Annotated in this window: 19 protein-coding genes and 1 tRNA gene; 5 read left to right on the top strand and 15 right to left on the bottom strand. The window is 58.0% G+C overall.

Annotated features, from left to right (window positions below):
- Positions 1-4: 4 nt before the first annotated feature.
- The 4 genes from ACORLH_RS08995 to ACORLH_RS09010 form a co-directional block, all read right to left on the bottom strand.
- Positions 5-1,372, bottom strand: a complete 1,368-nt coding sequence (locus ACORLH_RS08995; protein ID WP_321832369.1) for an MATE family efflux transporter — start codon at positions 1,370-1,372, stop codon at positions 5-7.
- Between the two features lie 847 nt (positions 1,373-2,219).
- Positions 2,220-3,349 (bottom strand): IS3 family transposase gene (locus tag ACORLH_RS09000; RefSeq protein ID WP_321828802.1). Its coding sequence is split into 2 segments (ribosomal slippage): positions 2,220-3,106 and positions 3,106-3,349, totalling 1,131 coding nucleotides; the frame shifts between segments, so codons are not numbered across the junction.
- A complete protein-coding gene (locus tag ACORLH_RS09005) occupies positions 3,315-4,007 on the bottom strand; it encodes a hypothetical protein (RefSeq protein WP_321832370.1) in 693 nt (230 codons plus the stop codon). Before ACORLH_RS09005 ends, ACORLH_RS09000 begins: the two co-directional genes overlap by 35 nt.
- A gap of 112 nt (positions 4,008-4,119) precedes the next feature.
- Positions 4,120-5,273, bottom strand: a protein-coding gene (locus tag ACORLH_RS09010; protein WP_321829195.1) for an IS3 family transposase whose coding sequence is annotated in 2 segments (ribosomal slippage) — positions 4,120-4,998 and positions 5,001-5,273 — 1,152 coding nt in all. Because the reading frame shifts where the segments join, the coding sequence is not laid out codon by codon here.
- Positions 5,274-5,327: 54 nt separating this feature from the next.
- On the opposite strand from ACORLH_RS09010, the gene ACORLH_RS09015 reads away from it, so the two are divergent.
- A complete protein-coding gene (locus ACORLH_RS09015) occupies positions 5,328-5,693 on the top strand; it encodes a hypothetical protein (protein ID WP_321832371.1) in 366 nt (121 codons plus the stop codon).
- 267 nt (positions 5,694-5,960) lie between these two features.
- Here the strand turns inward: ACORLH_RS09015 and ACORLH_RS09020 are convergent, their stop codons facing one another.
- From ACORLH_RS09020 to ACORLH_RS09040, 5 genes are all read right to left on the bottom strand, one after another.
- Positions 5,961-7,610 (bottom strand): ATP-dependent helicase, encoded by a 1,650-nt coding sequence (locus ACORLH_RS09020; protein ID WP_321832372.1) that lies wholly within the window; start codon positions 7,608-7,610, stop codon positions 5,961-5,963.
- A complete protein-coding gene (locus ACORLH_RS09025) occupies positions 7,607-9,541 on the bottom strand; it encodes an ATP-dependent nuclease (protein ID WP_321832373.1) in 1,935 nt (644 codons plus the stop codon). The genes ACORLH_RS09020 and ACORLH_RS09025 overlap by 4 nt, the downstream gene beginning before the upstream one ends.
- Before the next feature lie 967 nt (positions 9,542-10,508).
- Positions 10,509-10,583, bottom strand: a tRNA-Gln gene (locus ACORLH_RS09030).
- Positions 10,584-10,658: 75 nt separating this feature from the next.
- Entirely contained in the window at positions 10,659-12,041 is a 1,383-nt protein-coding gene (locus tag ACORLH_RS09035; RefSeq protein ID WP_321832374.1) for a mechanosensitive ion channel family protein, read from the bottom strand.
- Positions 12,042-12,405: 364 nt separating this feature from the next.
- A complete protein-coding gene (locus tag ACORLH_RS09040; protein ID WP_420719815.1) occupies positions 12,406-12,912 on the bottom strand; it encodes an SH3 domain-containing protein in 507 nt (168 codons plus the stop codon).
- Positions 12,913-13,065: 153 nt separating this feature from the next.
- Between ACORLH_RS09040 and ACORLH_RS09045 the strand changes: the two genes are divergently transcribed.
- Positions 13,066-14,052 carry a D-glycerate dehydrogenase gene (locus tag ACORLH_RS09045; protein ID WP_321832375.1) on the top strand — a complete coding sequence of 329 codons (987 nt, stop codon included), beginning with the start codon at positions 13,066-13,068 and terminating at the stop codon, positions 14,050-14,052.
- Positions 14,053-14,204: 152 nt separating this feature from the next.
- Positions 14,205-15,542, top strand: a complete 1,338-nt coding sequence (locus ACORLH_RS09050; RefSeq protein ID WP_321832376.1) for a S41 family peptidase — start codon at positions 14,205-14,207, stop codon at positions 15,540-15,542.
- 56 nt (positions 15,543-15,598) lie between these two features.
- Here the strand turns inward: ACORLH_RS09050 and ACORLH_RS09055 are convergent, their stop codons facing one another.
- The 3 genes from ACORLH_RS09055 to panC form a co-directional block, all read right to left on the bottom strand.
- On the bottom strand, positions 15,599-16,516 hold the full coding sequence (locus tag ACORLH_RS09055) for a pirin family protein (protein WP_321832377.1): 918 nt from the start codon (positions 16,514-16,516) through the stop codon (positions 15,599-15,601).
- Between the two features lie 262 nt (positions 16,517-16,778).
- Positions 16,779-17,588 (bottom strand): 3-methyl-2-oxobutanoate hydroxymethyltransferase, encoded by an 810-nt coding sequence (gene panB, locus ACORLH_RS09060; RefSeq protein ID WP_321832378.1) that lies wholly within the window; start codon positions 17,586-17,588, stop codon positions 16,779-16,781.
- Positions 17,585-18,430, bottom strand: coding sequence for a pantoate--beta-alanine ligase (gene panC / locus ACORLH_RS09065; RefSeq protein ID WP_321832379.1), 846 nt, complete (start codon positions 18,428-18,430; stop codon positions 17,585-17,587). The genes panB and panC overlap by 4 nt, the downstream gene beginning before the upstream one ends.
- A 273-nt stretch (positions 18,431-18,703) precedes the next feature.
- On the opposite strand from panC, the gene ACORLH_RS09070 reads away from it, so the two are divergent.
- Together ACORLH_RS09070 and ACORLH_RS09075 are read left to right on the top strand one after the other, a co-directional pair.
- A complete protein-coding gene (locus ACORLH_RS09070) occupies positions 18,704-21,211 on the top strand; it encodes an FAD-dependent oxidoreductase (protein WP_321832380.1) in 2,508 nt (835 codons plus the stop codon).
- 204 nt (positions 21,212-21,415) lie between these two features.
- Entirely contained in the window at positions 21,416-21,664 is a 249-nt protein-coding gene (locus ACORLH_RS09075; RefSeq protein WP_321832381.1) for a glutaredoxin family protein, read from the top strand.
- A 74-nt stretch (positions 21,665-21,738) separates the two neighbouring features.
- Here the strand turns inward: ACORLH_RS09075 and ACORLH_RS09080 are convergent, their stop codons facing one another.
- From ACORLH_RS09080 to ACORLH_RS09090, 3 genes are all read right to left on the bottom strand, one after another.
- Positions 21,739-22,827, bottom strand: a complete 1,089-nt coding sequence (locus ACORLH_RS09080) for a Xaa-Pro peptidase family protein (RefSeq protein WP_321832382.1) — start codon at positions 22,825-22,827, stop codon at positions 21,739-21,741.
- Positions 22,828-22,908: 81 nt separating this feature from the next.
- Positions 22,909-24,495, bottom strand: coding sequence for an ABC transporter substrate-binding protein (locus ACORLH_RS09085; protein WP_321832383.1), 1,587 nt, complete (start codon positions 24,493-24,495; stop codon positions 22,909-22,911).
- 80 nt (positions 24,496-24,575) lie between these two features.
- Positions 24,576-25,217 (bottom strand): XRE family transcriptional regulator, encoded by a 642-nt coding sequence (locus ACORLH_RS09090; protein ID WP_321832384.1) that lies wholly within the window; start codon positions 25,215-25,217, stop codon positions 24,576-24,578.
- Between the last annotated feature and the right edge of the window lie 63 nt (positions 25,218-25,280).

The following is a 25,280-nucleotide window of genomic DNA, read 5'->3' on the forward strand; positions in this document are numbered from 1 at the left end:
CGGCTTATGCCGTAGCTGCACGCAGGCCACCAATTTCCTGACGGGCCACCCGTAGGGTGATGGCCAGGGCGATCAGCCACCCGGTGCTGACCGCAATACCGATGCCCAGCCAGACGCCCCAGACATCCATGCCGAAGACAGCGATCAGCAGCCAGATGAAGAAGGCCACGCCAAACCCCTGCCGGTAGATCGAAATCCACAATGTCCAAATCGGGCGTTTCATCGCCTGCAGGAAAGAGTTGATTGAAAACAGCATCATATAGACCACGAACAGGAAGCTATCGACGCGCAGATAGCTGTGGCCGATGGCGATGACCTCGGCATCATCGGTGAAGACAGACATGGCCAGCCCGCCGCCGAACCACAGGATTGGTGCCGCACCAACGGTCATCAGGATCCCGGTCTTCCAGCAGAACCACACGGCCTCACGCACGCGGTCATGATCAGCGGCACCAAAGTTCTGTGCCGCGATGGGCAGCAGCGCCCCTGTCATGCCCAGCACTGGCAGCAGCAGGATCTGTTCAATCCTGAGGGCGATGCCATAGGCCGCGATGGCCTGACCACCAAACTGGCTGAGCGCGAATTGCACCACAAAGCCCGAGAAGAACAACACAGTAAAGGACAGGGAGGTTGGGGCCATCTGCGCCAGAATCGCCCGGTAGGCGGCCATATCCGGCCGCAGCTCAGACAGGCGGGCCGCCTGCATCACCCGCACCCGCAGCACCCCGCGCAGCACAAACAGCATGACGCCGGTTTGCGACAGGATGGTGGCCAGCGCGATACCGTTGAACCCCATGCCCGGGATCAGACCGGGAATACCGTAAATGAACAGGGGGTTAAGCCCGATATTGGCAAAAAACGCCCCCATCATCGCCCGCTGCATGGTCACGCTGTCACCATGGGCCTGCAGGATCCCGTTGCCCGAAAAGGCCAATAGGAACCCGGGCAGGGCGGCCAGCAGCCAATAGAAATACCCCGTGCCCGCATCACGGTAGGCCCCGGGTTCAGACACCAGCTGGATCAGATAGGGGCCGATCAGGGCACCGATCCCGATCAGCAGCACCGTGGTCACCGTGGCAAAGGACAGGCCCTGCATGATGAATTGACGCGATTCCGCATCGTCTTTGCGACCTCGGGCGTTGCCCACCAGGGCCCCCATTGCCGAGCCGATGCCAAAGCCCATCGACATCATGATGAAAAAGGCCTGAAATCCGATCGCCATCCCCGCCTGCGCATCGGTCGAGATCTGACCGGCGAAGTAGACGTCGACAACGTTATAGAGGGTGGAAAACAGCATCCCCATCGCCGCAGGGACAGCCAGGGTTCGGAAATGGCCCGAGATCGGGCCGCTTGTCAGATCAATATCGCGCATGAATCCGATCTACACCGAAGCGCAAAGATGTCCAACAAATGCGATGATCAGCCGCCTGTGCAGCAACGCACCAAGCGCCGAATGTGCCCGCTCAGCCCGCGTAAGGCGCGGCGTAATGCATTGATACTGAAGGGAACGTTGGCTGGGGTGGTAGGAACCCTAGCGGGATGATGCTCTTCTTCGGCTTACCCACACAGACAGCCAATTTGGGGCATTCCTGGGGGCCTTTCAGTAGTCAAACAACCTCGGGATAGGTCCAGCGTCAGGGTGCTGTAGGGGCCACATAGAGAGCCTCTGGATGAGTGCCCTCTAGGGCAATGGTGCTGACGGGAAGGTCCTAGTGAGAGAATAGGTATGAGTAATGGATATGGATACTGATTTGGAGAGGGTATGTGTGGATCTAAGTTCCCCTGTCTCTGACAAAAAAAATAGGACGGAGAGGTCCCCGCCCAAGCACCCAACTTAAGGGAACTCGGACGGGGGGATAGTTAGGTGTTCCTTCTGCTCAAGACGTAGTCTGCCAGCCACTGCCAGTAAGCTCGGCTGACTGTCAGCGGTTGCCTGTGACGGTGTACAAGTGCAGACATCCTTCATCTGGTAGAAGATTACCTTCGTATTCAGGAAAAGCGTCTACTCATCGTTTTGAGTGTCTGACGGCTCATCAGACCAGTATTTCTTGGCTCCGTCCCAAATCCCGCTAGTCGTCTCCAAAGTCACGTCGATTGCTTTACCTGCACCATTCTTTGTAGCGGACCATGCACTTTCAGTTCCCTCCATCATGCTGCCCCACGCTGAGGTCCAATCCACGTTGGACCTGTCCCGTTTTTGTGCCGCCCCAAGTGCTCGTTTAGGCCGCTTTCCGTTCGAAAGCGACCGGGCTTTTCCAACCCAGTGCTGAGTGCCGTCGTCGCGGATTGTAGAATCCGTTGATGTACTGGAAGATTGCGACTTCAGCTTCCCGACGTGTTGGCCACGATTTGCGCCAGATCAACTCAGCCTTGATCGTTTTAAAGAACGTCTCAACTGCGGAGTTGTCGTAGCAATTGCCCTTGCCGGACATCGATACTTCGAAGCCGTGATGGCGCAGAAGCTTCTGATAGTCGTGAGAGCAGTATTGCGACCCGCGATCCGTATGGTGGATGCAGCCTTTCGGCGGTTGCCGCAGTGCGACTGCCATCTTCAAGGCCCGGATCGCCAAGTCACGCTTCATACGATTACTGACAGCCCAGCCGATTACGCGCCTTGAATGCAGGTCCAAGATCACGGCGAGATACAGCCAGCCCTCGCGGGTCCACACGTAGCTGATGTCGCCCGCCCATTTCCGGTTGGCCGCGTTCGCTGCGAAGTCCCGGTTCAACAGGTTCGGCGCGATGTTTAAGGCGTGGTTGCTGTCGGTCGTCACCTTGTATTTCTTGGATCTCTCGACCCGTATACCGTTCTCTCGCATCAGCCTACCAACGCGGCGGTGGCCAATGTTCAGCCCGAGCTCCTTCAACTCTTCGGTCATTCGTGGACGGCCGTAGCTGCCCAGGCTAAGGCGAGATTGTTCTTTGATGTGGGCAAGAACAACCATGTCTGTCCGCTGCCTTTGACTGGCAGGGCGGCTGCGATAAGCCCGTAGGCCTCGTTCGCTGACATCCAGAACCTGGCAAAGACGGTTTGTCGGGAAATCACGGCCTTGCTCTTCGATGAACCGAAACCTCATGGCTTTTGGCTCGCGAAGAAGGCCGTGGCCTTTTTTAGGATATCCCTCTCCTCCTTAAGAATACGGTTCTCCCGTCGAAGCCTCTCGTTCTCACGGGCTAGCTCAAGCTCCTTGTCCAACACCACGTCAGTGTCACGATGCCCGGTCACCCATTTGTTCAGCGTTGACAGGCCAACACCTAAATCGGCAGCAACCTGCCGGCGTGTCAGCCCGCTAGTCAGCGCGATCCGCACCGCATCAGCGCGGAATTCGTCCGTCCGTTTCAATCCCATAGTCAGTCTCCTTTGCTGCAGTAAATGCTATCAAAGGAGCGGCATCAAACCGTGACACGTCCACGTCGGGAAATTCAAGTTGCTGGATTTCTTCCAGCGAAGGCGTAGACGCTTTGGCCGTATTCCAAGCAGTTTCAGGCGACGATTTAGCGACCTTCCAAAGTTCCTTGGCACTGGGGACTTTCATCGCGCAGACTGTTGTTTCGTCTTCGTTCACAGTCTCTCCAGGGGAGAACGAACGCTTCAACTCGTTCATATCTCGTAGCGTATCGCACAAATCTTTGAGCTCTAACGTGGTCACGCCAACAATTACAGCCGTTCCTAGGTATGGAATAGCTTCGCCTGCCATTGAACCAATTGATCGACTTGACGCTATTACGGCTCGCTTCGAGATACGGTCTGTGGTCAGTTCAACGGCTTGGCTCCTAGCCATTTTTTTACCTCGATAAGTGACCATATCCGCAACAGCATCTGCCAGTTGGCTACGGGCCTTCTTGGAAGCAAGGCGTTCAGCGGCTAATTCTCCAGACAATTCGGCGACTTCGTTCTTTAACTTGCGCTGTGCAGTTCTTTCGGTTGCTAGATCACCAGTTAGATCGGTCACTTCCCCACTGAGTTTCTGAGATACCTTCCGTTCCGAGACCAAGTTGTCCGTCACTTCCGCTACTTCTCCGCGTAGCTCGCGGGTTAGCCTTCGCTCGTCGGCCAGATTGCTTCCAAGATCGGCTATTTGAGCTACTCCCCAATCATTGGACAGTTTCCGGCGTAGATTAAGCTACTCTTTGCTCCTGCTGATCGGTTTGGTTTTCTTCTTTTCTCAGCCAATAGACCACGGCTGGTGGTTTGCCGCCAAGGGCGGAATGAGGACGCTTTCGGTTGTAGAACTCGATCCATTTTCCGACACCCGCTTTGGCTTCCGATCCGGCCTCCCAGGCGTGCAGGTAGACGCATTCGTATTTCAGGCTCCGCCAGAGCCGCTCGACAAAGATGTTGTCCAGGAACCGGCCCTTGCCATCCATCGAGATACGCACTCCGGATCGGCGTAGCCGGTCGGTCCAGGCAAACGAGGTGAACTGGCTGCCCTGATCTGTATTCATGATTTCCGGTGGGCCAAACTTGGCGATGGCCTCGTTCAGCGCCTCGACGCAGAAGTCGGCTTCCAGCGTGTTCGAGATGCGCCAGGCCAGCACCTTTCGGGTGTGCCAATCCATGATGGCGACCAGATACAGAAAGCCTCTGCGCATCGGCAGATACGTGATGTCGGCACACCAGACCTGATTGGGGCGCTCCACCCGTAGGCCACGCAGCAGATAGGGATAGGTCTTGTGCCCTTTCGCTGCCTTGCTGGTGTTTGGTTTCTGATAGATCGGCATCAAGCCCATCAGCCGCATCAAGCGTCGGATGCGCTTCTCGTTCACCAGATGACCTTCGTTTCGCAGATGCCAAGTCATTTGCCGGACACCAAAGAACGGTGCTTCCAGAAACTGCTCGTCGATCTGCCGCATCAACATCAGGTTCATCGCCGTCTCGCCCTTGGCGGTGTAGTAAAACGATGACCGCGAGATCGACAACAGCTTGCACTGTTTACCAATTGAAAGGTTGGTATTGCCAGGCTCGACCATCTTGCGCCTCACTTGCCGATCCACGGCTTGAGCTTTCGTGACAAAAAATCGTTGGCCACGGCCAGCTCCCCGATCTTCGCGTGCAGTTCTTTGACCTGCTCCTCGTCGATCTCTGGGGGCTTCTTTCCGCCACGCTCGAACACGCCGGACGCGCCTTCCAGAAGCGCCCGTTTCCAGCTGTGGATCATCGTCGGGTGAACGCCAAACTGGCTCGCCAGCTCAGCAACAGTCCGCTCGCCCTTCAAAGCCTCAAGTGCAACTTTGGCCTTGAAATCGGGCGAATGGTTCTTCCGTTTCGACATCTTTGATCTCCTCTTCGTCGAAGATCAGCAGACAACAAATCGTAGCTTACGTCAGTGTCCGAAATTCAGGGGGTAGCTCACTTTACCAGCATCGGCGTGCCTGTTTTGTCTGTTCACGATAGCAATATCATTGATCATATGCGTATCGGCGAACTTCGAGCAGTAATGGCAGACGCGTCAAAAAGTGTGGTAGGTATTTCATTACCAACGGCTTTAAGTCTACCTGATTTGCCCGAGTACCAAGATGTTTCCGACCAGCAACTGCAGGACCACATTGAAAATCGTAAGGGAATTAGATGTAGAGGGTACATGGATCGCTTGTTCATGTTCCAAGAGCAAACAGGCCGCGACATTTCACCTGTTGCTAGGGGGGACGCCGAGATGGACCACTGGATGGGTGAACAGGATAGAGCTAAGTAAACATGGAAGATTGACGGGCAAGCAGCATGAATTTTGAAGCCTCGAAAGCTCAAGTTCGTCATCATTATTGTTCAGCAACCGGGCGCCTGCATTCACCCCCTTTTTTGGACAGTCATTCTGCACCTGCACTTGCATCTGATGAGGCCGCCAGCAGCTCGATCGATGAGCGGCCTAGTGCTGCGAGCGCTATTCGGCACATATCCCGCATCAAAGCGGCCTAAACTGTCCCATTGGCGCTGACGTCAGGCGCTCCCACACCCCAAGTGTTCATGGTACGTAGGCAAGAAAATCGTCGTACTCATGACGGTCAGTGAACCAGCGTTTCGCTCCTTGCGGACGCTGACGTTGGTCGCACGTGGTCAGCAGAAGTCGTTGTTTGGCGCGTGAGATCGCAACGAAGTAAGCTGCACGTTCCGCTGACGGCTCTCCCCAAAAGGTTTCTTTTTCAACACCAAGGATGACGACCGTGTCGAATTCCAGACCCTTGCTCTTGTGCACCGACATTATGCGAACCGCTCTGTCTCCCGAAAATGAGGCTAGAGCTGTTGATGCGTCCGATTGATCTTGCAGCAGCATGTGCGCATGTTCAAGAGTCTGGGCGATGAGCTCATCGAAGCGATCACCGCGTTCATAGTCTGGCGATAAAGCAATGAGACTGTCACGTCCAACATTGTCTATCAGTGATATGGCGAGAGCGTGCAAATCGTCGAACTGATGAAGATCGACCTCATGCGCCGCAACCTTCTGCTTGGTTTCATTGATGAAGCGATCCCAACGAGACCGCACCTGATATTCGCGTTCATCGTCATAGCCATGATTAAAAACAACCAGATCAAGCATACGACGATAGGCCGCGGGTTGACGCGAGCCACTCGCGATAAGGAGGAAATCGATGAGCAGACAGGCAGCCGGCTCCGACGCCAGATCCTGTTTAATCTCTTCTTCTCGATATGGGACCTCTTTCGCCTCGAAAGCAGCCACGAGGCGCTGGCAATACAGATTTTGTTGTTTGCTAACGAGAATCGCAATCTCCGAGGGCTCGATGCCATCGTCGATCAAGCTGCGGATTCGCCCAGCCAGGCCACTGGCTTCGTCGTCGTCATCCTCAAATCGAAGGATGCAAATCTCACCCTCGTCGCCAATGATATCGTCATCTTCGAGCGCCGCTGCCGGATCCATTTCTTTGACCATCGCATTCTGCATCCGACGCAGAGCCGGTGCGGAACGGAAATTCTGATAGAGATTGAGCGGCACTGCGTCGAAAGCGTCGGCGAAAGTATGGAAGATACCCTCGAGCGCCCCCGCCCAGCCCATGATGCTTTGTTTGGAATCGCCGACAGCCGTCAGAATTGTCGGGGTGTCGCCGAAACAAGCGAGTATCAAGCGATATTGCTCATCCGTGCAGTCTTGAAATTCATCCAGGAAGACATGGGTATAGGTCTGGCGCACCGCATTGCGGGCGGCTAGGCTGTTTTCGATGATCTTACAGGCGAGCGGCACCAAGTCGCTGAAAGTGATGGACTGATGCTGCACACGGCGCTGGCCAATCGAATAATCAGGGTTTAGCGCATCACGTCCGCTAAGCACCGGGCGAAACCGGTCAATGATCCGTTTAGCGAAAGCATGGAAGGTGTGGCTATCGAATCGCGCAGCCAGCCTAGGTCCACAGCGTTTCCGCACGCGTGCCTTGAGATTTTGGCTAGCATCAGTCTTGAACGATATGGCGAGGATCCGGCGAGGGTAGCGGCAAGTTCCAGTGCGGAGCAGGAAATCAGCACGTTGCGCCAACATTTCAGTTTTGCCAGCACCGGGACCTGCGGTGAGCACCAAATTGCGTGCAATCTCTGTTGTAGCATCCAACGCATTCGGCTCAAGCGTTAAGTCACCCACGGGAGACCATCGATCTAATGCAATCATTCAGGTAAGCCTTCGAGTTTGGTTTCGACATAGTCGATTAGCGCGGTCATGACCGCGGGCATATCTGCAGCAATTTCTGCATCATCAATCGCTGCCATAGCCCGGATATGCCAAGCTGGTTTGCTGCCTAGCTTGAAGCGTCGGTGGTAGGCATCGAACAACTGAAGCTGCGCGTCTGAATATTGCGGCTCCACGGCATCGTGTTTTTTGCCGAGGACAGCCTTGAGCGTAGTCTCATCTGGTTCTTCGCGCTCGTCATCTTCAACTCGATAGACTTCGGCGAACGCTTGAATCATCATAAAGTCGAGATCAAGCGGCGACGAAAAGAAGACGCCGCGCTCGTTGAAATACTCGAACCAACCATCGTCATCGATCAAAAGTCTTTGTTCGCTATCCCAAGCTGGGATGGTTGCTATCTCACCTTCGTCGATGCCCGCATTCTGCACGTCACTATATTTCAGAAGCTGTTTCGCAGCGTACTTAATCCTACCCCAGCCACCCTGAAAACGGGCAAGGTCGAGATCAAGCAAAGTCGCGTGCGGGATTCCGAGCCCGTGCAGTAACCGCCAGAAATGGTTGACGTGGCGCCCGCCCAAAGGGACGACCGAGATCGATGCATCATCGGTGAGAACACCGCGTGCAGCGAGCATCCGGGGCAGGACGACTTCTTCGCTGTCTCCTTCACCCAAAATGACAAACCGAGCGAAGTATAGTTCAGGGAAGGCGTGTACGGCTTCGCGCACATATTTTGCCGCCCCCTCATCTTCCGGGAGAACAACCCGAGCGACAACTGTTCGACGATCCCCGTCTAGCCGTAGATAGCGGATAGTCTCAGGAGCGACACGACGCAAAAGTGATGGAGCGTGTGTAGCCACCAAGGTCTGTGCATTCTGACCGTTTGCAAACTCGGAAATCGCGCGGATAACGCGCCCGAGATAGTGTGGTGAAAGGCTGTTCTCCGGTTCTTCGATCGCGATTAAAGTGAAGATGGCGGGCCGTAGTTTATCGATGTCAAAAGCGTCTAGTTCGCCAGCGAGCACCTTGTCGCCAATCTCGCGCATTGCGAGCACCAGAGAGATATACAGCAAGGATTGCTGACCGTCGCTTAGTCGCGAAAAGTCGACGAGCGACTCGCCGTGGCCTGGAGTGAAGGTAAGACTCAAATGGCGGAGAAGCGCGTTGACCTCACTTTGCGCAAAAGAGATTGACGGGTTGGCGAAAAACTCACCCTTGTGCAGTTGTCCCCAGATGTCGCTCAGCGAGTCGCTGATGCCTTCAATGGCAGCGTTCCCACTTAGCGCATCGGAAATTTGCGCCGTAAGATCATTGACTTCTGTGCGCTCGACGGTCCAGTTGGCAGCCCGCAATGCCCGGCCCACTAGGGCGTTGGTGGAGTAAGAGATATGGTCCGATGGGTCGCGGCGAGTAGGGAGATAATGCACCTGAATGGCGTTGCGATCGTGCTTAGAGGCCCGGCTTTCCTCTACGGGCCTCCCGTGATCGTCAACTTCGGTAACGTAGGTGAAGGTCTCCTCGATATCACCGTCCTGATCGAGGGTCGCTGCCAATCGGAAGCGGACGCGGACGACCTCGTCATTTTCCACCATGAGCATATGCGCGAAGTTACCCGGCACCGCGGGCATGTCGACATTTTCCGACTCCAGCTCTGGGAATTCGAAATCAGCCTCTATCCAAAGACTGCGCTCTTCTGGTGCAGCATCGTGCGGCTCATCGGCAGAGACGTGAAAATCTGAGATTCTGATTCTTCGCTGCGCGGGATCGAGGCTGAACATCCTTACCAATGCCTGCAGCACCGCTGTCTTACCGGTACCGTTCGGTCCAAGAATGAACGTTGTATTGTCTAACGCGATTTCTGTCTCGATGCCCCCAAAGCATCGGAAGTTGCAAATACGCAAATGCGTGAGCTTCAAGGTGCATTCTCCACTGCAAATAATACCTTCGAAAAATACTTTGGCGGCTGTCTATTGAATCACTTTCGGTGGTCATTACTTAGAAAGCTACCCGCATGAGCTGCATATCTTACTTCAATCAGACTGACTAGGTGCCGATGCTACAGAATCCGTTCTAGTTCTTCCAACGAAGTGGTCATGCTTACACTGTCCCGCTACTGTCACTCTAAACCCATCCTAATTGCCTAAAGTGCTGGATGTGCGATTTGAGAGAAAGCTGCGTCGCAGCATTTGGGCTACCCACCGAGAGTCCGCTCAGGGCCGGTCAGTCGTGTCCCGCCGTTCGCTGGGCCTGAATTTACAAATGTCACTTTCTGCGCCTAGCTGCTCTTGTTTTTCTCTGAGACCTCATTTTTCCACCTGCATGACGCTATTTGCTACTGTTTAGTTAGGCCCTCTCAATTTCTTCAGCTTAGGAAATAGTCTTCGGCCTGGGTCCTGGTCCTCTCTTGTCTTCCTTCTCGGTAAGCTCAACGGGGAGGTAGTCTTGCCAAATAACATCGACCATACCCTTCACTTCGGGGTGCTCTGACCAACGATGGACGTCGATCGGTCGGGAAAACCTAGGATTGTTGATTGTAGCCAAAAAAAAACCTCTCACTTTTTTTTACTAGAAGTTCTAGCTCAGAATCTAAGACGAGCTTCCACCTGAACACAACCTATTGTGGAACTTATCTTGTTGAAATCTAACACTATAGACTTACTTCTAGTCCTGACTCCTCTCCCCCCAGATCTTACTTCCTCTTATCCATTACTTATACCTATTAAAGGTAAGCCCGTGATGGCATTAAATGAGAACGAATTGGGAGACGAGAGCTGTCAGGCTGCACTTGGTCGACGGTCAGTGACGGCACAGGGGCATTCCTGGGGGCATTTTCTAAAGCTCTGACCGGCTCGGTCTTTCATCGCTTTATCTATCAGAGGAAGTTGGCTGGGGTGGTAGGATTCGAACCTACGATGCGCTGTACCAAAAACAGGTGCCTTACCACTTGGCTACACCCCAACTTGTGAGCCGGTGTTTACGGAACCGCGCGTGGAGGTGCAAGACCTCTTTTAAGAAAACGTGACAGTTTTTTTCTCACTCGCTTGGTGCGTGTTTCTCCAGCAGATCATCCCCCAATGTTTCTTGCCTTTCCTCTGCCACCATCTGCGACAGCGCGTCCTGATCGTGGGCGTGTACATCGCGCAAATCATCCTCAACCGGTGCAGCGGGTGGGGCTGCTGCGGGGGTTTTGGCGGAATCGGTGGCGGAATCAATCACCGGGTCCGGGCTGGAGGTGGCCAAGTCAATCACCCGGTAGGTGGGTTCGGGCATGGCAATGCCGGATTCTGTGAATCGGTTTAGAATCAATCGGATGGATTCGGATTTTGCCGCCAGCAGGCCGCTTTCGCGCTGATCGATCCAGGCGGTCATGCGCAGGGTGACGGTGCTGTCGCCGATTTCCTGGATCCAGACCGAGGGGGCGGGCGTCTGCAGCGTGAAGGGCAGGGCGGCCAGGCTGTCCTCGGCCAGTCGCAGGGCCAGCGCCAGATCGCTGTCTGGTGCGACGCCCACGTCAAACAGGAACCGGCGCTCTGCGTTGCGGGTGAAATTCACGATGCGGGATTTGAACACGGTCGCGTTTGGAATGCGGATGTGGTTGCCATCATAACTCAGCAGGATGGTGGCGCGGCTGGTCAGGCGGATGACCTTGCCCTCATCCCCGTTGATCTCAATCGTGTCGTTGGGGCGGAACGGCTGGCGGATCGACAGCATGATGGAGGCGATGAAGTTCTCAACCGTGTCACGCACGGCAAAACCAATCGCCAGACCGATGATCCCGGCAGCGCCCAGAATTGTTGAAAGCAGTGCCGTGGCGCCCAGAATGTCCAGCGCCAGCACCAGACCCGCAATCAGGAAACCCAGCCGCACCACGGTGCGATAGATATCGGCGATAAAGGCGTTTGGCGCCAACCGGTCCCAGGGTTGCCGCACCCGCACGATCAACAGGCCCAGACCAAAGATCAGCGCAAAAGCCAGCACCGCCACAGCCAGTAGCGGCAGATAGGCCACAACCTGTCCCATTCGCTGGCGGAACCGCTCCATCGCGGGGCTCAGCCGTTCGGCCACATCGGTGGTCTCGACCACATCGTTGCGGATGGCGACCACGCCGTCGACGCGGGTGACCAGCTCACTCAGCGCTTCGGCCAGATCGCTGCTGAGGGTGGTGCCCTTCAGCGTGACAATGCCTGAGGTGACCGTGACGGTGACATCCTCATAACCGTCAAGCTCTCCCAGAATATCCCGGATCCGCACCGCGATTGCTGCGTCCTGAGTAGCGCTGTCTTCGACCGAGATCGGGCCGGAAGGTTGATCGGCCACCGGGGCGCTGCCGCTTTGGGCAACAGCGGGTGTGGGGGCGGTCAGCGAAACGGTGGCAAGATAGGCCAGAGCGGCCAGCAAACGAAATAGCGCAGTCATCAGATCAATCAGCCAAGTGGGGCAAACAGGAAAAATATGGCGCCAGCCTAAGCGGGCGCCTTATTGCGTGGCAAGCCTAGATCGTCTGCAAGCTTAGGCTCAGGACCCATTAATGTTCCAGCACCGGTTTGGCAGATTTTCGACCTGACAAGGAATATGGCCGTAGGAATAGTGATCTATTTCAAGTCCATATGACGCCGCTCAGTTCGAAAACCCGCCAAATCGAAGACGTCAAAATCGCTGCATCTCAAGGGCGTGAGGCGCTTGAAAAGAGAACCACTCTTTCCGGCGCACCTCAAACCATTGATATTTTGCGATTTTGGCGCCGGTGCAGAAACATTAATGGGTCCTGAGCCTAGCGGGGTTACTCTTTCAGCTCTTCCGGGCCGACGCCCCACATGGCGTTTTTCGGCGCCCAACCACGATAGCCCCCGGCGCTCAGGCGGCACCATTCGGGGCCGCATTTTTCCAGCCGGGCGATCACGCCCAGTTCCAGCCGGGCGGAAATGGCGGTTTTGGCGTCCGGGCGCACATGCAGCGCCAGCATGTCCTGATCCACGATCACATGGCGCATGCCGGACAGCAGCGCATAATGCACCCAACCGCCGGCCCCATCACGGTCGCGCACGCGCCGCCAGTGGCCATATTCGGCAGTGATCTCAACCGGCATGTTGCGGCGGGTGAACACCCAGTCAATGCGGTGGCTCAGCGACGGGCCGCGGCGCACGTTGGCCTCGGCTGCTTTGACCGAAACATAGCGCGGCAGTGGCAGGTTGGTCACCGGTCCACGTTCCTGCGCGCCGCCCAGTGCAGGCAGGCCAGACAGCATAACAGCGCCCAACAGGGCGGACACCAGGGAACGGCGAAACATCGCAGATCTGTCCTCATTTTGGGCGAGGCGGCAGCGCATTGTTGCGATCGCCTCGACTGCTCGTGAAATATTATTGCGCCCCCCTTGTGGCCGGGCGCGTTATCCCGCACTGTGCCATCAACGCGCCGGTTTTTGAAGAAGGGGAAGGCCAAGATGGCATCTGGACGTCTGAGTGTTGTTGTGACGCGACGCTTGCCCGACGTGGTAGAAACAAGGTTGATGGAGCTGTTCGACGTCAAATTGCGCGCCGATGACACCCCCATGAGCCGTGATGAAATCGCTGCCGCCCTGCGAGAGGCGGATGTGTTGATTCCCACGCTGAACGACCGCATTGACAACAGCCTGATTTCTCAGGCCGGGCCGCAATTGCGCATGATTGCCAACTATGGTGCTGGTGTGGATCACATCGATGTGGCCACCGCCCGTCAGCGCGGGATCCAGGTGACCAACACCCCCGGCGTGCTGACCGATGACACCGCCGATATGACCATGGCGCTGATCCTTGCGGTCACCCGCCGTATTCCCGAAGGTCTGGCAGCCATGCAGACCGGTGAATGGGATGGCTGGGCGCCCACGGCGTTCCTTGGTGGCCGGGTGGCCGGGCGCCGTCTGGGTATCCTTGGCATGGGGCGCATTGGTCAGGCCGTTGCCCGCCGGGCCCGCGCCTTTGGCATGCAGGTCCATTACCACAACCGCCACCGCCTGCGCGAAGAGACCGAGGCCGCGCTGGAGGCAACCTATTGGCAAAGTCTGGACCAGATGGTGGCGAGGATGGATGTGCTGTCCATCAACTGCCCCCATACGCCTTCGACCTTCCATCTGATGAACGCACGTCGTCTGAAGCTGATGAAGCCTTCGGCGGTGATCGTGAACACCTCGCGCGGGGAGGTGATTGATGAAAATGCGCTGACCCGTCAGCTGAAGTCGGGGGCTTTGGCGGGCGCCGGGCTGGATGTCTATGAACATGGCTCCGAAGCGAACCCGGATCTGCGCGCCATGCCCAATGTGGTGATGCTGCCGCATATGGGCTCGGCCACCGAAGAGGGCCGGGTTGAGATGGGTGAAAAAGTCATCATCAACGTGAAAACCTTTGCGGATGGCCACCGTCCGCCGGATCTGGTGCTGCAGGCGCTGGACTGATTGGGCTGGGCTGATCAGGGCTGAACTGGCCTTTCCAAAATTCAAAGAGTGCCGAAACGGGGTGACGGGGAACTGTCACCCCGTTTTCCCTTGATGTGCCCCGGTTCGCGTGCCTATCTCACGCACAGATTGCATTTCTGCGGAGTGATTTGATGACGCGTGTTTTTCCTGCCGTTGTGACGGCAACCCTGGCTATGACGCAGCCGGCTTTTGCAACCGATACCCTTGATGGCATCTGGAAATCTGACGGCTACGGTTTCTGGCTGAGCCTTGCCGGCGATCAGGCACAGCTGCATCAGGTCACCGCGGTGGGCTGCGTTGAAATGGCTGAAATTGGCGCGATGCAGCGCGACGGTCTGACGGCAGCCTTGCAAGACATCGTCGTCAGTGGCGCCGGGGCGCTGCTGGGCCCGTTGCAGGGTGGGCTGGCGCTGGAGGGGGACACTCTGCTGCTGGATCTGGCCAAGACCAACCACATCCCCTTCACCCGGCAGGACGCCCTGCCTGCCAGCTGCGAAACACCGTTGGGCACGGATGCCCTGGCCAGTTTTGACATGCTTTGGCACGGGTTTCAGGAACATTACGCCTATTTCGACCTGCGCGGTGTAGATTGGGACCAGATGCGCGCAACCTACCGGCCGCATGTCACGGCAGAGACGGATCCGGAAACCCTGCTCAACATCTTTATCCAGATGCTGGGCCCGCTGCGCGATGGCCATGTGTCGTTGATCACCCCTGAGGGTCAGATCGCCGATGATGTGTTGCCCGACTGGGCCGAAGGCCTCGGCGCGCAGGGCATGGTGGATGTCATGCGAAACGCCTTTGCGCTACATGTGCCCGAGGGCAGCAGGCCCGCGGATTCTATGGGGCTGGGGATGACGGCGGATGGTCTAGGTTACATGACGCTGATCAATTTTGATGAGGCGCTGGTGGCAGGTGATCTGTCGATGGCGTCGATCATGGGGGACTTTCTGGCCAGCCATCCCGAAATGAAGGCCCTGGTGATCGACACCCGGGTCAATTTCGGCGGCAGCGATCTGGCGGGCTATGCCCTGGCGGCGCAGTTGACCCAGAAACCGGTTGAGATTGGCAGCAAAGCCGTCTGGCACGACGGGCACTGGCTGGAAGACACCGCGCTGCGGATTGAGCCGGGGCAAGAAGGGGCGATCTGGGACGGGTCTGTCTATCTGCTGACCAGCGGCGTGACGATCTCCGCTGCAGAGACCTTTGCACTGGCGCTGTCGCATTTTGACAATGTGACTGTGGTGGGCACCCCCAGCAATGGCATCCTGTCTGACATGTCCTTCCTGGCCCTGCCAAACGGCTGGGCGGCGTCCCTGTCAAACGAGCGTTACCTCAGCGCTGCGGGTGAAAACTTTGAAGGGCAGGGCGTGCCGGTGGACATCGCGGCGCCAGTGATCCCTCAGGAAATCGCCAATGGCCGGGATCGCGCCTATGAGGCGGTGCTGGAGCATCTGGCCCGGAATTAATCCCGGAGTTAAGTCGGGACGAATCCCGGACCAGAAGGGAATTGGCGTCAGGGCCGTCAGGCCCCGGCGTCATGTTTGATGAAGGTGCCTTTGTTCAATTCATCAAAGGCCTGCATCAGCTCAGCTTGTGTGTTCATCACAATGGGGCCGTGCCAGGCGACGGGCTCCTGAATGGGGCGCCCTGTCATCAACAGGAAGCGCAGGCCCTCATCGCCGGCCTGCACAGTGATCTCATCGCCCGAGCCAAAGCGCACCAGCGTCCGGTTACCGCTTTGATCGCGGAAGGCCAGTTCCTGTCCCTGATATTCCTTTTCCACCTGAATACCGATGGGATCGGATGCATCGCGGAACCGGCCCGATCCGGCAAAAACATAGGCCAGCGCATTGGCGCTTGTGTCGACCTTGAAGGTCTTGCGCCGCCCTGCAGGCACCGAGATATCCAACAACATCGGGTTGGCAGCGATGCCATCCACCGGGCTTTTCTTGCCCCAGAACGATCCGATCAGCACCTTCACAACGGTGCCGTCATCATCCACCTCAAGAGGCAGATCACTGGCGCCGATGTCCTGATAGCGCGGCGTGGTCATTTTCAGATCGCGCGGCAGATTGGCCCAGAGCTGAAATCCATGCATCTGCCCCTTGGCATCCCCCATCGGCATTTCCTGATGCACAATGCCAGATCCCGCCGTCATCCACTGGATGGAGCCGGGGCCAAGGATACCCTTGTTGCCCAGGCTGTCGGCATGTTCCACCTCACCCTCGAGGACATAGGTGATGGTTTCAATGCCGCGATGCGGGTGCCAGGGGAAGCCTTTGGAATAGAGCCGCGGATCGTCATTGCGGAAGTCATCCATCATCAGGAAAGGGTCGGTCAGGCTGGGATCATCAAAGCCAAAAACGCGGTGCAGATGCACGCCGGCGCCTTCCATGGCGGGCTGGGATTTCGATGTGGCTACAACAGGTCTGAAGGTCATTGGCTGTCTCCTTAGCTTTGCCAAGGATATGGCCCCCAAGCGCCCGGCGACAAATCCCCGTTTCTCCACCGGATCTGTGCGTCAATGCGCAGGTCAAATGTGCGCCTGCGGCGCGCTGGATCTCTCGGCCCTTTGGGGGCCTCGGGGCGCCTCCGGCGGGAGTATTTATGGAACGATGAAAGGGGGATTCATCTTGCCGAAAATACTCCGGGGAGGCCGGTGCCAGCGGGCGGGGCAGCGCCCCATGCGCCGCTGAAGGGGTTCACTTGTAAGTGTGTTCCGGTCCGGGGAAGGCGCGGGATTTGACCTCATCAGCGTAATCTGACACGGCGCGGTCAATGGCGGGGCCCAGATCGCCGTATTGTTTGACAAACTTTGGTGTCCAGGCGTTGAGGCCCAGCATGTCCTCCAGCACCAGGATCTGCCCGTCACATTCGGCAGAGGCGCCGATGCCGATGGTTGGGATCGCGACCTGTTTGGTGATCTTTGCCGCCAGCGGCTCCACCATGCCTTCGAGCACCAGCGCGAAGGCGCCGGCCTCGGTCACGGCTGCAGCGTCGGCTTCGTGCTGGGGCCAGCTGTCTTCTTCGCGGCCTTGGGTTTTGAACCCACCCATGACGTGGCTGGACTGCGGGGTCAGGCCGATATGAGCCATGACCGGGATGCCACGTTCGGTGAGGAAGCGGATGGTTTCGGCCATACGCGCGCCGCCCTCCAGCTTCACCGCGCCGCAGCCGGTTTCCTTCATGATGCGGGCGGCGTTGCGGAAGGCGACGGCGGGGCTTTCCTCATAGGTGCCAAAGGGCATATCGACCACAACCAGTGCTTTCTGGGTGCCGCGCACCACTGCCTTGCCATGCATGATCATCAGATCCAGCGGCACACCGACGGTGCTTTCCATGCCGTGCATCACCATCCCCAGGCTGTCACCGACCAGGATGAAGTCGGCGTATTTGTCGACAATCGCCGCCGTATGGGCGTGGTAGGAGGTGAGCGAGACGATCGGTTCGCCGCCTTTGCGGGCGCTGATCTGCGGGACGGTGGTGCGGCGAATAGGGGTTTGGCTGCTCATGGCTGGATCACCTTTTGATCGATCAGGAGGATGTCTGAAAACTGCACCGACAGCATCACCGCCAGCGGTTGGGTAAGGGGGCCTTCGACCGGTTCCAATGTGTCGGGTGTAACGGTGTCGAGGCCCGTCAGGTTGGCGCGCGGCTCAGAGGCGATGATCGCCTCAATCAATGCGCGGATCGCCGCGACGCTGGTGCCGGTCTGGGCCAGATCCGCGGCGGCGCTCAGCGCTTTGTGCAGCACAACGGCAGCGGCGCGGTTGGCATCGGTGAGGCGTGCATTGCGCGACGACATGGCCAGACCATCAGCCTCGCGCTGGGTGGGGCCGCCAAGGATCGTGACGGGCATATGCAGATCGGCGACCATGCGTTTGATCACCTGCAGTTGCTGGTAGTCCTTTTCGCCAAAGACAGCGACATCGGGCTGCACGATGTTGAACAGTCGCGTCACCACGGAGGTCACGCCGCGAAAATGGCCGGGGCGGACCGCGCCGTGCAGGATATTGGCCAGACGGGTGGTTTCGACGATGGTTTCATGGCCCGGCGGGTAGATCGTTTCCACCTCGGGCAGGAACACCAGATCGACGCCGGCCTCTTGCAGCATCGCCAGATCGCGGGCCTCATTCCGGGGGTAGTTTTGCAGGTCTGTGTCTTCGCCGAATTGGGTGGGGTTGACGAAAATAGACACTGCGACAAAGTCTGTCACCTCGCGGGCGAGGGTGACCAGCGACATATGCCCGTCGTGCAAGGCGCCCATGGTCGGCACAAATCCCAGCCGCTTGCCGCCGGTTTTCAGCGCGGCTACGGTTGCGCGGGTTTCTTCGACTGTGCGGCAGATCTTCACGCCACGCCCCCCTTTGATCCTCTCCAATCTCCCCCGATTGGATTTACCGTATATTTACGGTGTTTGCTGCGACGCGGCAAGGGGGTGGACGTCACGTCGCGTTTTGCAGTTTGGTTCCGCAATGGGGATCGCTGCCCGTTTGCGACCGCACTTTGCAAGCGCGTGTCGGTTTCGCACGATCAGAGGTCGGCTGGGTCAGGCGCAGCTTGTCAGAACGCGGCATGATCGCGGAAAATCAAATTGCACAGCTGCGTCCATCGGAGGGGCCCGCCTATGAAAACCCAAGTCAAAGCTCTTGTTGTCGGCGGTGGCGCCGTTGGCACCTCGATCGCCTATCACCTGGCCAAGGCCGGATGGGATGACGTTATGCTGATCGAACGCGATGAGCTGACTTCGGGGTCGACCTGGCACGCTGCGGGCCTGCTGCCGCTGTTCAACATGTCCTATGCCACCACCCATATTCACCAGTATTCGGTGGATTTCTACAAGACGCTGGAGGAAGAGACCGGGCTGAACGCCGGTTTCGCCGTGGTGGGCAACCTGCGGATGGCGCAGACGCAGGAGCGGATGGATGAGTATATGCTCTATGCCTCCACCGCCGAAACCTGTGGCGTGAAATACGAATGGCTGAGCCCCGATCAGATCAAAGAGCGCTGGCCGCTGATTGAGACCTCGGATCTGAAGGGCGCGATTTACCACACCGAAGATGGCTACATTAACCCGGCTGACGTGACCCAGGCGATGGCCAAAGGCGCCCGTCAGCGTGGGGTGGAGATCCACCGCAAGATGCAGGCTGATGATTTTCATTGGACCGGCACCCATTGGGAGGTCACCTGCACCAAGATGGTGGAAAAGGGTGGCAACCTGGTGGAATCCGACGAAAAGGTTGTGATCACCGCAGAACACGTTGTGACCGCTTCGGGCAACCACGCGCAGCGCACCGCCAAGATGCTGGGCATCAAGATGCCGGCGATCCCGGTGGAACACACTTTCATCGTGATGGATCAGGATCCTGAGCTGGTCAAATGGCGCGAGGCCGGCAATGCGGAACACCCCGTTGTGCGCGATGCGGATGCGCAGTCCTACGCCCGTGAGGAACGCGGCGGCTGGATTCTGGGCATCTATGAGAAAGACGCGCCAGCTCGGTTTGAACACGGTGTGCCGGATAGCTTCCGCGCCGATCTGTTCCCGCTGGATCTGGACCGGATTGCCGAACAGTACATGAAAATGACCGAACGGGTGCCGTCCTGTGCGGAATCTGGTCTGAAGGACGATTTCAATGGCCCGATCTGCTACACGCCAGATGGCAACCCGCTGGTGGGTCCGGCCCCGGGCCTTCGTAACATGTGGCTGGCCGAAGGTTTCAGCTTCGGGATCACCGCGGCGGGCGGCACCGGCTATTACCTGGCCCAGATGATGGTTGATGGTGAGGCTGAGATCGACATGGCTTCGCTCGACCCGAAACGCTACTCCTCCAACTGGATGACCACCGAATTTGCCGCGCGCAAAAACGAAGAGTGCTATGAGCACGTCTACATCCTGCACCACCCGGATGAGGAGCGCCCCGCTGCCCGGCCTTTGCGGACTTCGCCCGCCTACGACCGCCAGAAAGAACGCGGCGCGCAGTTTGGCTGGGTCAACGGCTGGGAACGTCCGAACTACTACGGCCCGCTTGATGCGCCAGAAAACTTCGATGAGGAAAGCCGCAGCTTCCGCCGTGGCAAATGGTGGCAATATGCCGTGGAAGAGGCCAAAGCGATCCGCGAAGGTGTGGGCCTGATCGACGCCACTGCCTTCACCAAACATGTGGTCAAAGGCCCCGGTGCCACCCAGTTCCTGGATTGGTTCACCTGTAACAAACTGCCGAAAATCGGCCGCATTAACCTGACCTATGCGCTGACCAGCCACGGCACCACCCGTACCGAATACACCATCGTGCGCAATGGCGAGAATAACTACTACCTCGTCTCCGCAGGGGCCTGGACGGAATATGACGCCGATTTCCTGCGCAAAGCGGCCGAAGACAAGATGGAAGAGTTTGGCTACATCGAGATCCAGGATGTCACCACCCAGTGGGGCGTCTTCGCCATCGCAGGCCCCAAGGCCCGCGACGTGCTGAAAGAGGTGATCGTGGATGCAGATCCTGAAACCGCTCTGTCGAACAAACGGTTCCCTTGGCTGTCGGCCCGTCAGATCGAACTGGGCATGTGCCCCGTGAATGCGATCCGTGTGGCCTACACAGGTGAGTTGGGCTGGGAGCTGCATCACCCGATTGAGATGCAGAACTACCTGTTCGACCTGTTGGAAAAAGCCGGTGAAAAACACGGTATGAAACTGGTGGGCGCACGGGCGCAAAACTGGCTGCGTCAGGAAAAATCCTACCGCGCCTTCGGCACCGAATTGGGCCGCGATGCGACGCCTGCTGAGGCTGACCTGCCGCGCTTCATCGACCTGGAAAAAGACTTCCACGGCAAAGAGGCGATGCTGGAAAAGGGTGTTCGGGTGAAATGCTGCACCCTGCTGATCGACGGGCCAGAGGACGCCGACCCTTGGGGCCGTGAGGCGCTTTATACCCAGGATGGCACCCGCGTTGGGCGCCTGACCTCGGGCGGCTATTCGGTGGCCTTTGAGACGTCGATCGGCATGGGCTACGTCACGCCGGAACTGGCGGTGGAAGGCACCAAGCTGAAGGTGAAAATTCAGGATAAGCTCTGGGATGCCACCGTCACCTGTGACAGCCCCTATGATCCGAAGAACGAAACCATCCGGGTCAACGGCTGACGTCGCTCAAGATCCATAGGCGTCCCTTTGACGGGGCGCCTCGCAAAACCGGTCCTGCGCTGCGCAGGCCGGTTTTATTATTCTTGTGAAGGGGTTGTTGGCAATGTTTCATCACTTCACGCGCGGGTGCGTGGATGTGAAACCTTGGGGCTTGTGAGGGCGCTGGCGACGGCCTTTATAGGCTGCAACAAAGGAGTGCACGACATGCCCAAAGCCATCCTTCACCGTATGGAGTTGCCCAAATACACCTGCAGCTACGGTATCGCCGCCCGCGATCTGTTGCGCAAAGAAGGCTTCGAGATCGAAGAGCATATTCTGCGTTCGCGCTCTGCGGTGGATGCGTTTAAAGACACACATCACATCGCCACCACGCCGCTGATTTTTATAGATGGCAAAAAGATCGGTGGTTTCAATGATCTCCGCGCCCACCTGAAAGCAGAGAAGCGCAAGTGACAGATACGATAAAGGGGGCCTGTGCTGGCCCCCTTTACCTTGTTTCGATTGCCGGTCTCCGGCCCCGCTGTCCGTTACAGCATATCGCGCGGCAGTTCGGAAAAGATCTGATTGCCGCCGTCGCGCAGGATGACAATCTCTTCCAGACGCACGCCAAACTTGCCGTTGATGTAGATCCCCGGCTCAATTGAGAAGACATTGCCTGCCTCCAGCACATGATCAGAGCCACCGCTGATATAGGGCGGTTCGTGCACGTCGATGCCCAGACCGTGACCGGTGCGATGCAGGAACTGCGGACCGTAGCCCGCGTCGGAGATCACATCGCGGGCGGCCTTGTCGATATCGCCCGCAGTGGCCCCGGGTTTGGCGGCGGCCAGCGCGGCTTGCACCGCAGCCTCCACGGTGTCAAAGACCTCCTTATAGGCCGCATCGGGCGTGCCGAAAAAGCCGCAGCGCGTCATGTCCGAGGGATAGCCGTTCAACCGGCAGCCGGTGTCGATCAGCACGGCCATACCATCGCTGAGGGTGGCATCGCTGGTGTGGTGATGCGGGAAGGCGCCATTGGCGCCAAAGCCGACGATGGTGAATTCGGGCGTGGCGCCATGCGCCTTGTAGTGATCGCGAATGATGTTTTGCACATCGCGCTCGCTCATCCCGGCCTTCAGGCTGGCAAAGGCGGCTTTCACAGCCTCATCATTCAGCAGGTGCGCGGCTTTGATGGCGTCATATTCCGCGTCATCTTTCATCGCCCGCAAACGGCCCACCGTGTCTTCGGTGAAGCGGCGGCTGGGGCTGTCCATCGCATCCAACAGACGCAGGGCAAAATCCGCCCGCATGGTTTCGTCCAGCACCACGCTGAGGCCGGCGCTTGTGGCACCGCACGCCTCAAGCAGACGGTCAAGCGCCGCTGCCGGACCTTCGGCATCGGACCAGGGTTCAAACGGCAGATCCGTCGCCTGCCGGGCAGCATCAGCGTTCAGTGCAGGCATCAGGAAACCGGCGTGGCTCTGGCTGACAAGCAGCATCACCGGGCGTTCATCGCCATGCGGGTTTACGCCGGACAGCCACATCATATGGCTCGACGGCCCCAGCGCGACCAGATCGGTGTTGGTTTCTGCCATGCGGGCCCGCAGGCGGGCGAGGCGGTCATCATAAAGGCTCATCAGATTGTCCTCTTGAGCGAAATGGAAAAAGGGTCGCAAGGGTTTCCCCAAGCGACCCTGCCGACGGGGAGCTTATGTCGGTTAGTCTTTGTCTACCAGACGGTAGAACACAAAGTCAGAGGTGGCGCCGTTCACGTAGCCGCTGACATTGGTGTCCATGGCAACCTGATAGGCGGCCTGGAACATGATGACGATGGGCGATTCTTTTTGAACCTCGGCCTGCAGGTCCTGATAGATCTCCAGACGTTTGGCCGGATCGCTTTCGGTCAGCGCCATTTTGGTCTTCTTGTTCAGCTCATCCGGCACCGCCCAGGCATTGCGCCAGGTGGTGGTCGCCGCATAAGAACCGTCCGAGTTGTCGGAGTTATAGGCAAAGGCCTTGGCGTTGGAATGCGGATCCATGAAATCCGGGCCCCAATAGAGCAGCATAGCCTCATGGGTCCGCTCACGGTATTTGGTGATCACCTGGCTACCGGTGCCGGGCAGGATCTCAAAGGAAATGCCCGCATCTGCAAAGCTGGCCTGCAGCGACTGCGCCATATCGGTGAAGGGCGCGGCGTTGATCACATCCAGTTCCACCTTGATCGGTGTCTCGATGCCCGCTTCGGCCAGGATGGCCTTGGCTTTGGCAGGATCGTAGCTGAACGGGGTTTCATCGTAGGAACCCGGGAAGCCCTTCGGCCAGAAGGCCTGGTGCACTTCCATCTGACCTTTGATGATCGAGTTGGTCATGCCTTTGTAGTCAACCAGGTAGCGCGCGGCCTCCCAAACGGCGGGGTCGGTCAGGCTGTCGGTTTTCTGGTTGAACGACAGGAAGTGAACCGCTGCCTGCGGGAAGGTATCCACCTTGATTGCGCTGGCGTCGAGGCCGGCAATCTGATCCGGGGTCAGGTTGCGCGCCAGATCGATGTCACCGCTTTCCAGCATCAGCTCCTGCGTGGCGCTTTCGGCGACGTGGCGAATGATGACGCTGTCCATCTTGGGGGCGCCTTTGAAGTAGTCGCCGTGTGCCGACATCCGCACCAGCTGCGCCGGGCGGTAAGCGTCCAGTTTGAATGGGCCAGAACCCGCAGCATTGGCGTTCAGCCAGGCGTTGCCCATGTCACCGTCAACTTCGTTGGCCATGACGGTTTTCATGTCCACGATCGAGGCCGGGCGCGCCGCCAGAACGTTCAGAACAAACGCCGGTGAGAAGTCGCCTTCGTATTTCACGGTGACCACATTGCCCTCGGCGGTGACCATCTGGTCCACATTTTCCGGGGTCCAGCCCAGCTGGGCCAGAATGAAGGCCGGGGTCAGGTTCAGCTTGATCACACGACCCAGCGAATACACCACATCAGCCGGGGTGACCGGGTTGCCGGAATGGAAGGTGGCATCATCACGAATGGTGAAGGTGATGGTGCGGCTTGCTGCATCCATCTGCCAGTCGCTGGCGATCCCGGCGGCCAGGACGGTTGGGTCTTCGGCGTCATATTGCACCAGACGGTCATACATGTTGGTGACCAGCTCGCCCGAGGTGAACTCATAGGCCTGAGCCGGGTCAATGGCGACGATGTCGTCAATGTTCTGCGCCACAATCAGCGCATTGGGTGGCGTGTCAGCCAGGGCAGCGCCAGCCATCGGCATCGCCATGACCGAAGCCAAAAGGGCAGACTTCAACAGTTTCATGTCTTTCTCCTCCAGGGTGTTCGTTATGTTTTGTTGGCGCCTGAGGCCGCGATGGTGCTGCGGCATCAGGGCGGGCTTATTCAGGATTTGCCGTCGCTGGTTGCCAGTTCCGGCAGGTCCATGCGCGATTTGCCTTTCAGGACGCTCAAGGTGCCGGTCCATAGGATCCGGGCATCGCGGGCGGTGGGGTTGGACCAGGCATGGGGCGTCTGGCCGCTGTAATGCAGGCTGTCGCCGGCGCGCAGGCGGAAGGTCTGGCCGTCCAGCATCTGCTCAATCTCGCCGTCCAGCACATAGATGATCTCTTCGCCTTCATGGCTCACCACTTCTGATGCGAACCCTGCGGGCACATGTAGGATGTAGCTTTGCAGCTCAGCGCCGGGGAATTCGGCATTCAGTGCCTCATAGGTGGTGTCAGACCCCGGCACATTGAACCGCGGCCGGGTGTCGTGGCGGGTCAGCGCGTCAGAGGGTTTCGGGGTCGCCACGAAATATTCCAGATCAACCTCCAGCGCGGCGGCGATCTGCGCCAGCGTGCCGAGCGTTGGGGTGGCATTGTCGCGTTCCACCTGGCTGAGATAGCCCACCGACAGCCCCGCCGAATTGCACAGCGCCTGCAGGGTCAGCCCCAACTGTTTGCGCCGCTTGCGGATCAACGCGCCCAGCTTGGGGCCGGTTTTCGCGGCTTTGCTGCCTGTAGCTTTTGGGTCTTGCTCTGCCATGGGGTCCTCCGTCTCGACTCAGAGGTTAGTAAAAAAATTTTTGTGATGCAAAAATTTTTTGCC

The sequence above is a fragment of the Thalassovita sp. genome, assembly GCF_963691685.1.
In the GTDB taxonomy this organism is placed as follows: domain Bacteria; phylum Pseudomonadota; class Alphaproteobacteria; order Rhodobacterales; family Rhodobacteraceae; genus Thalassobius.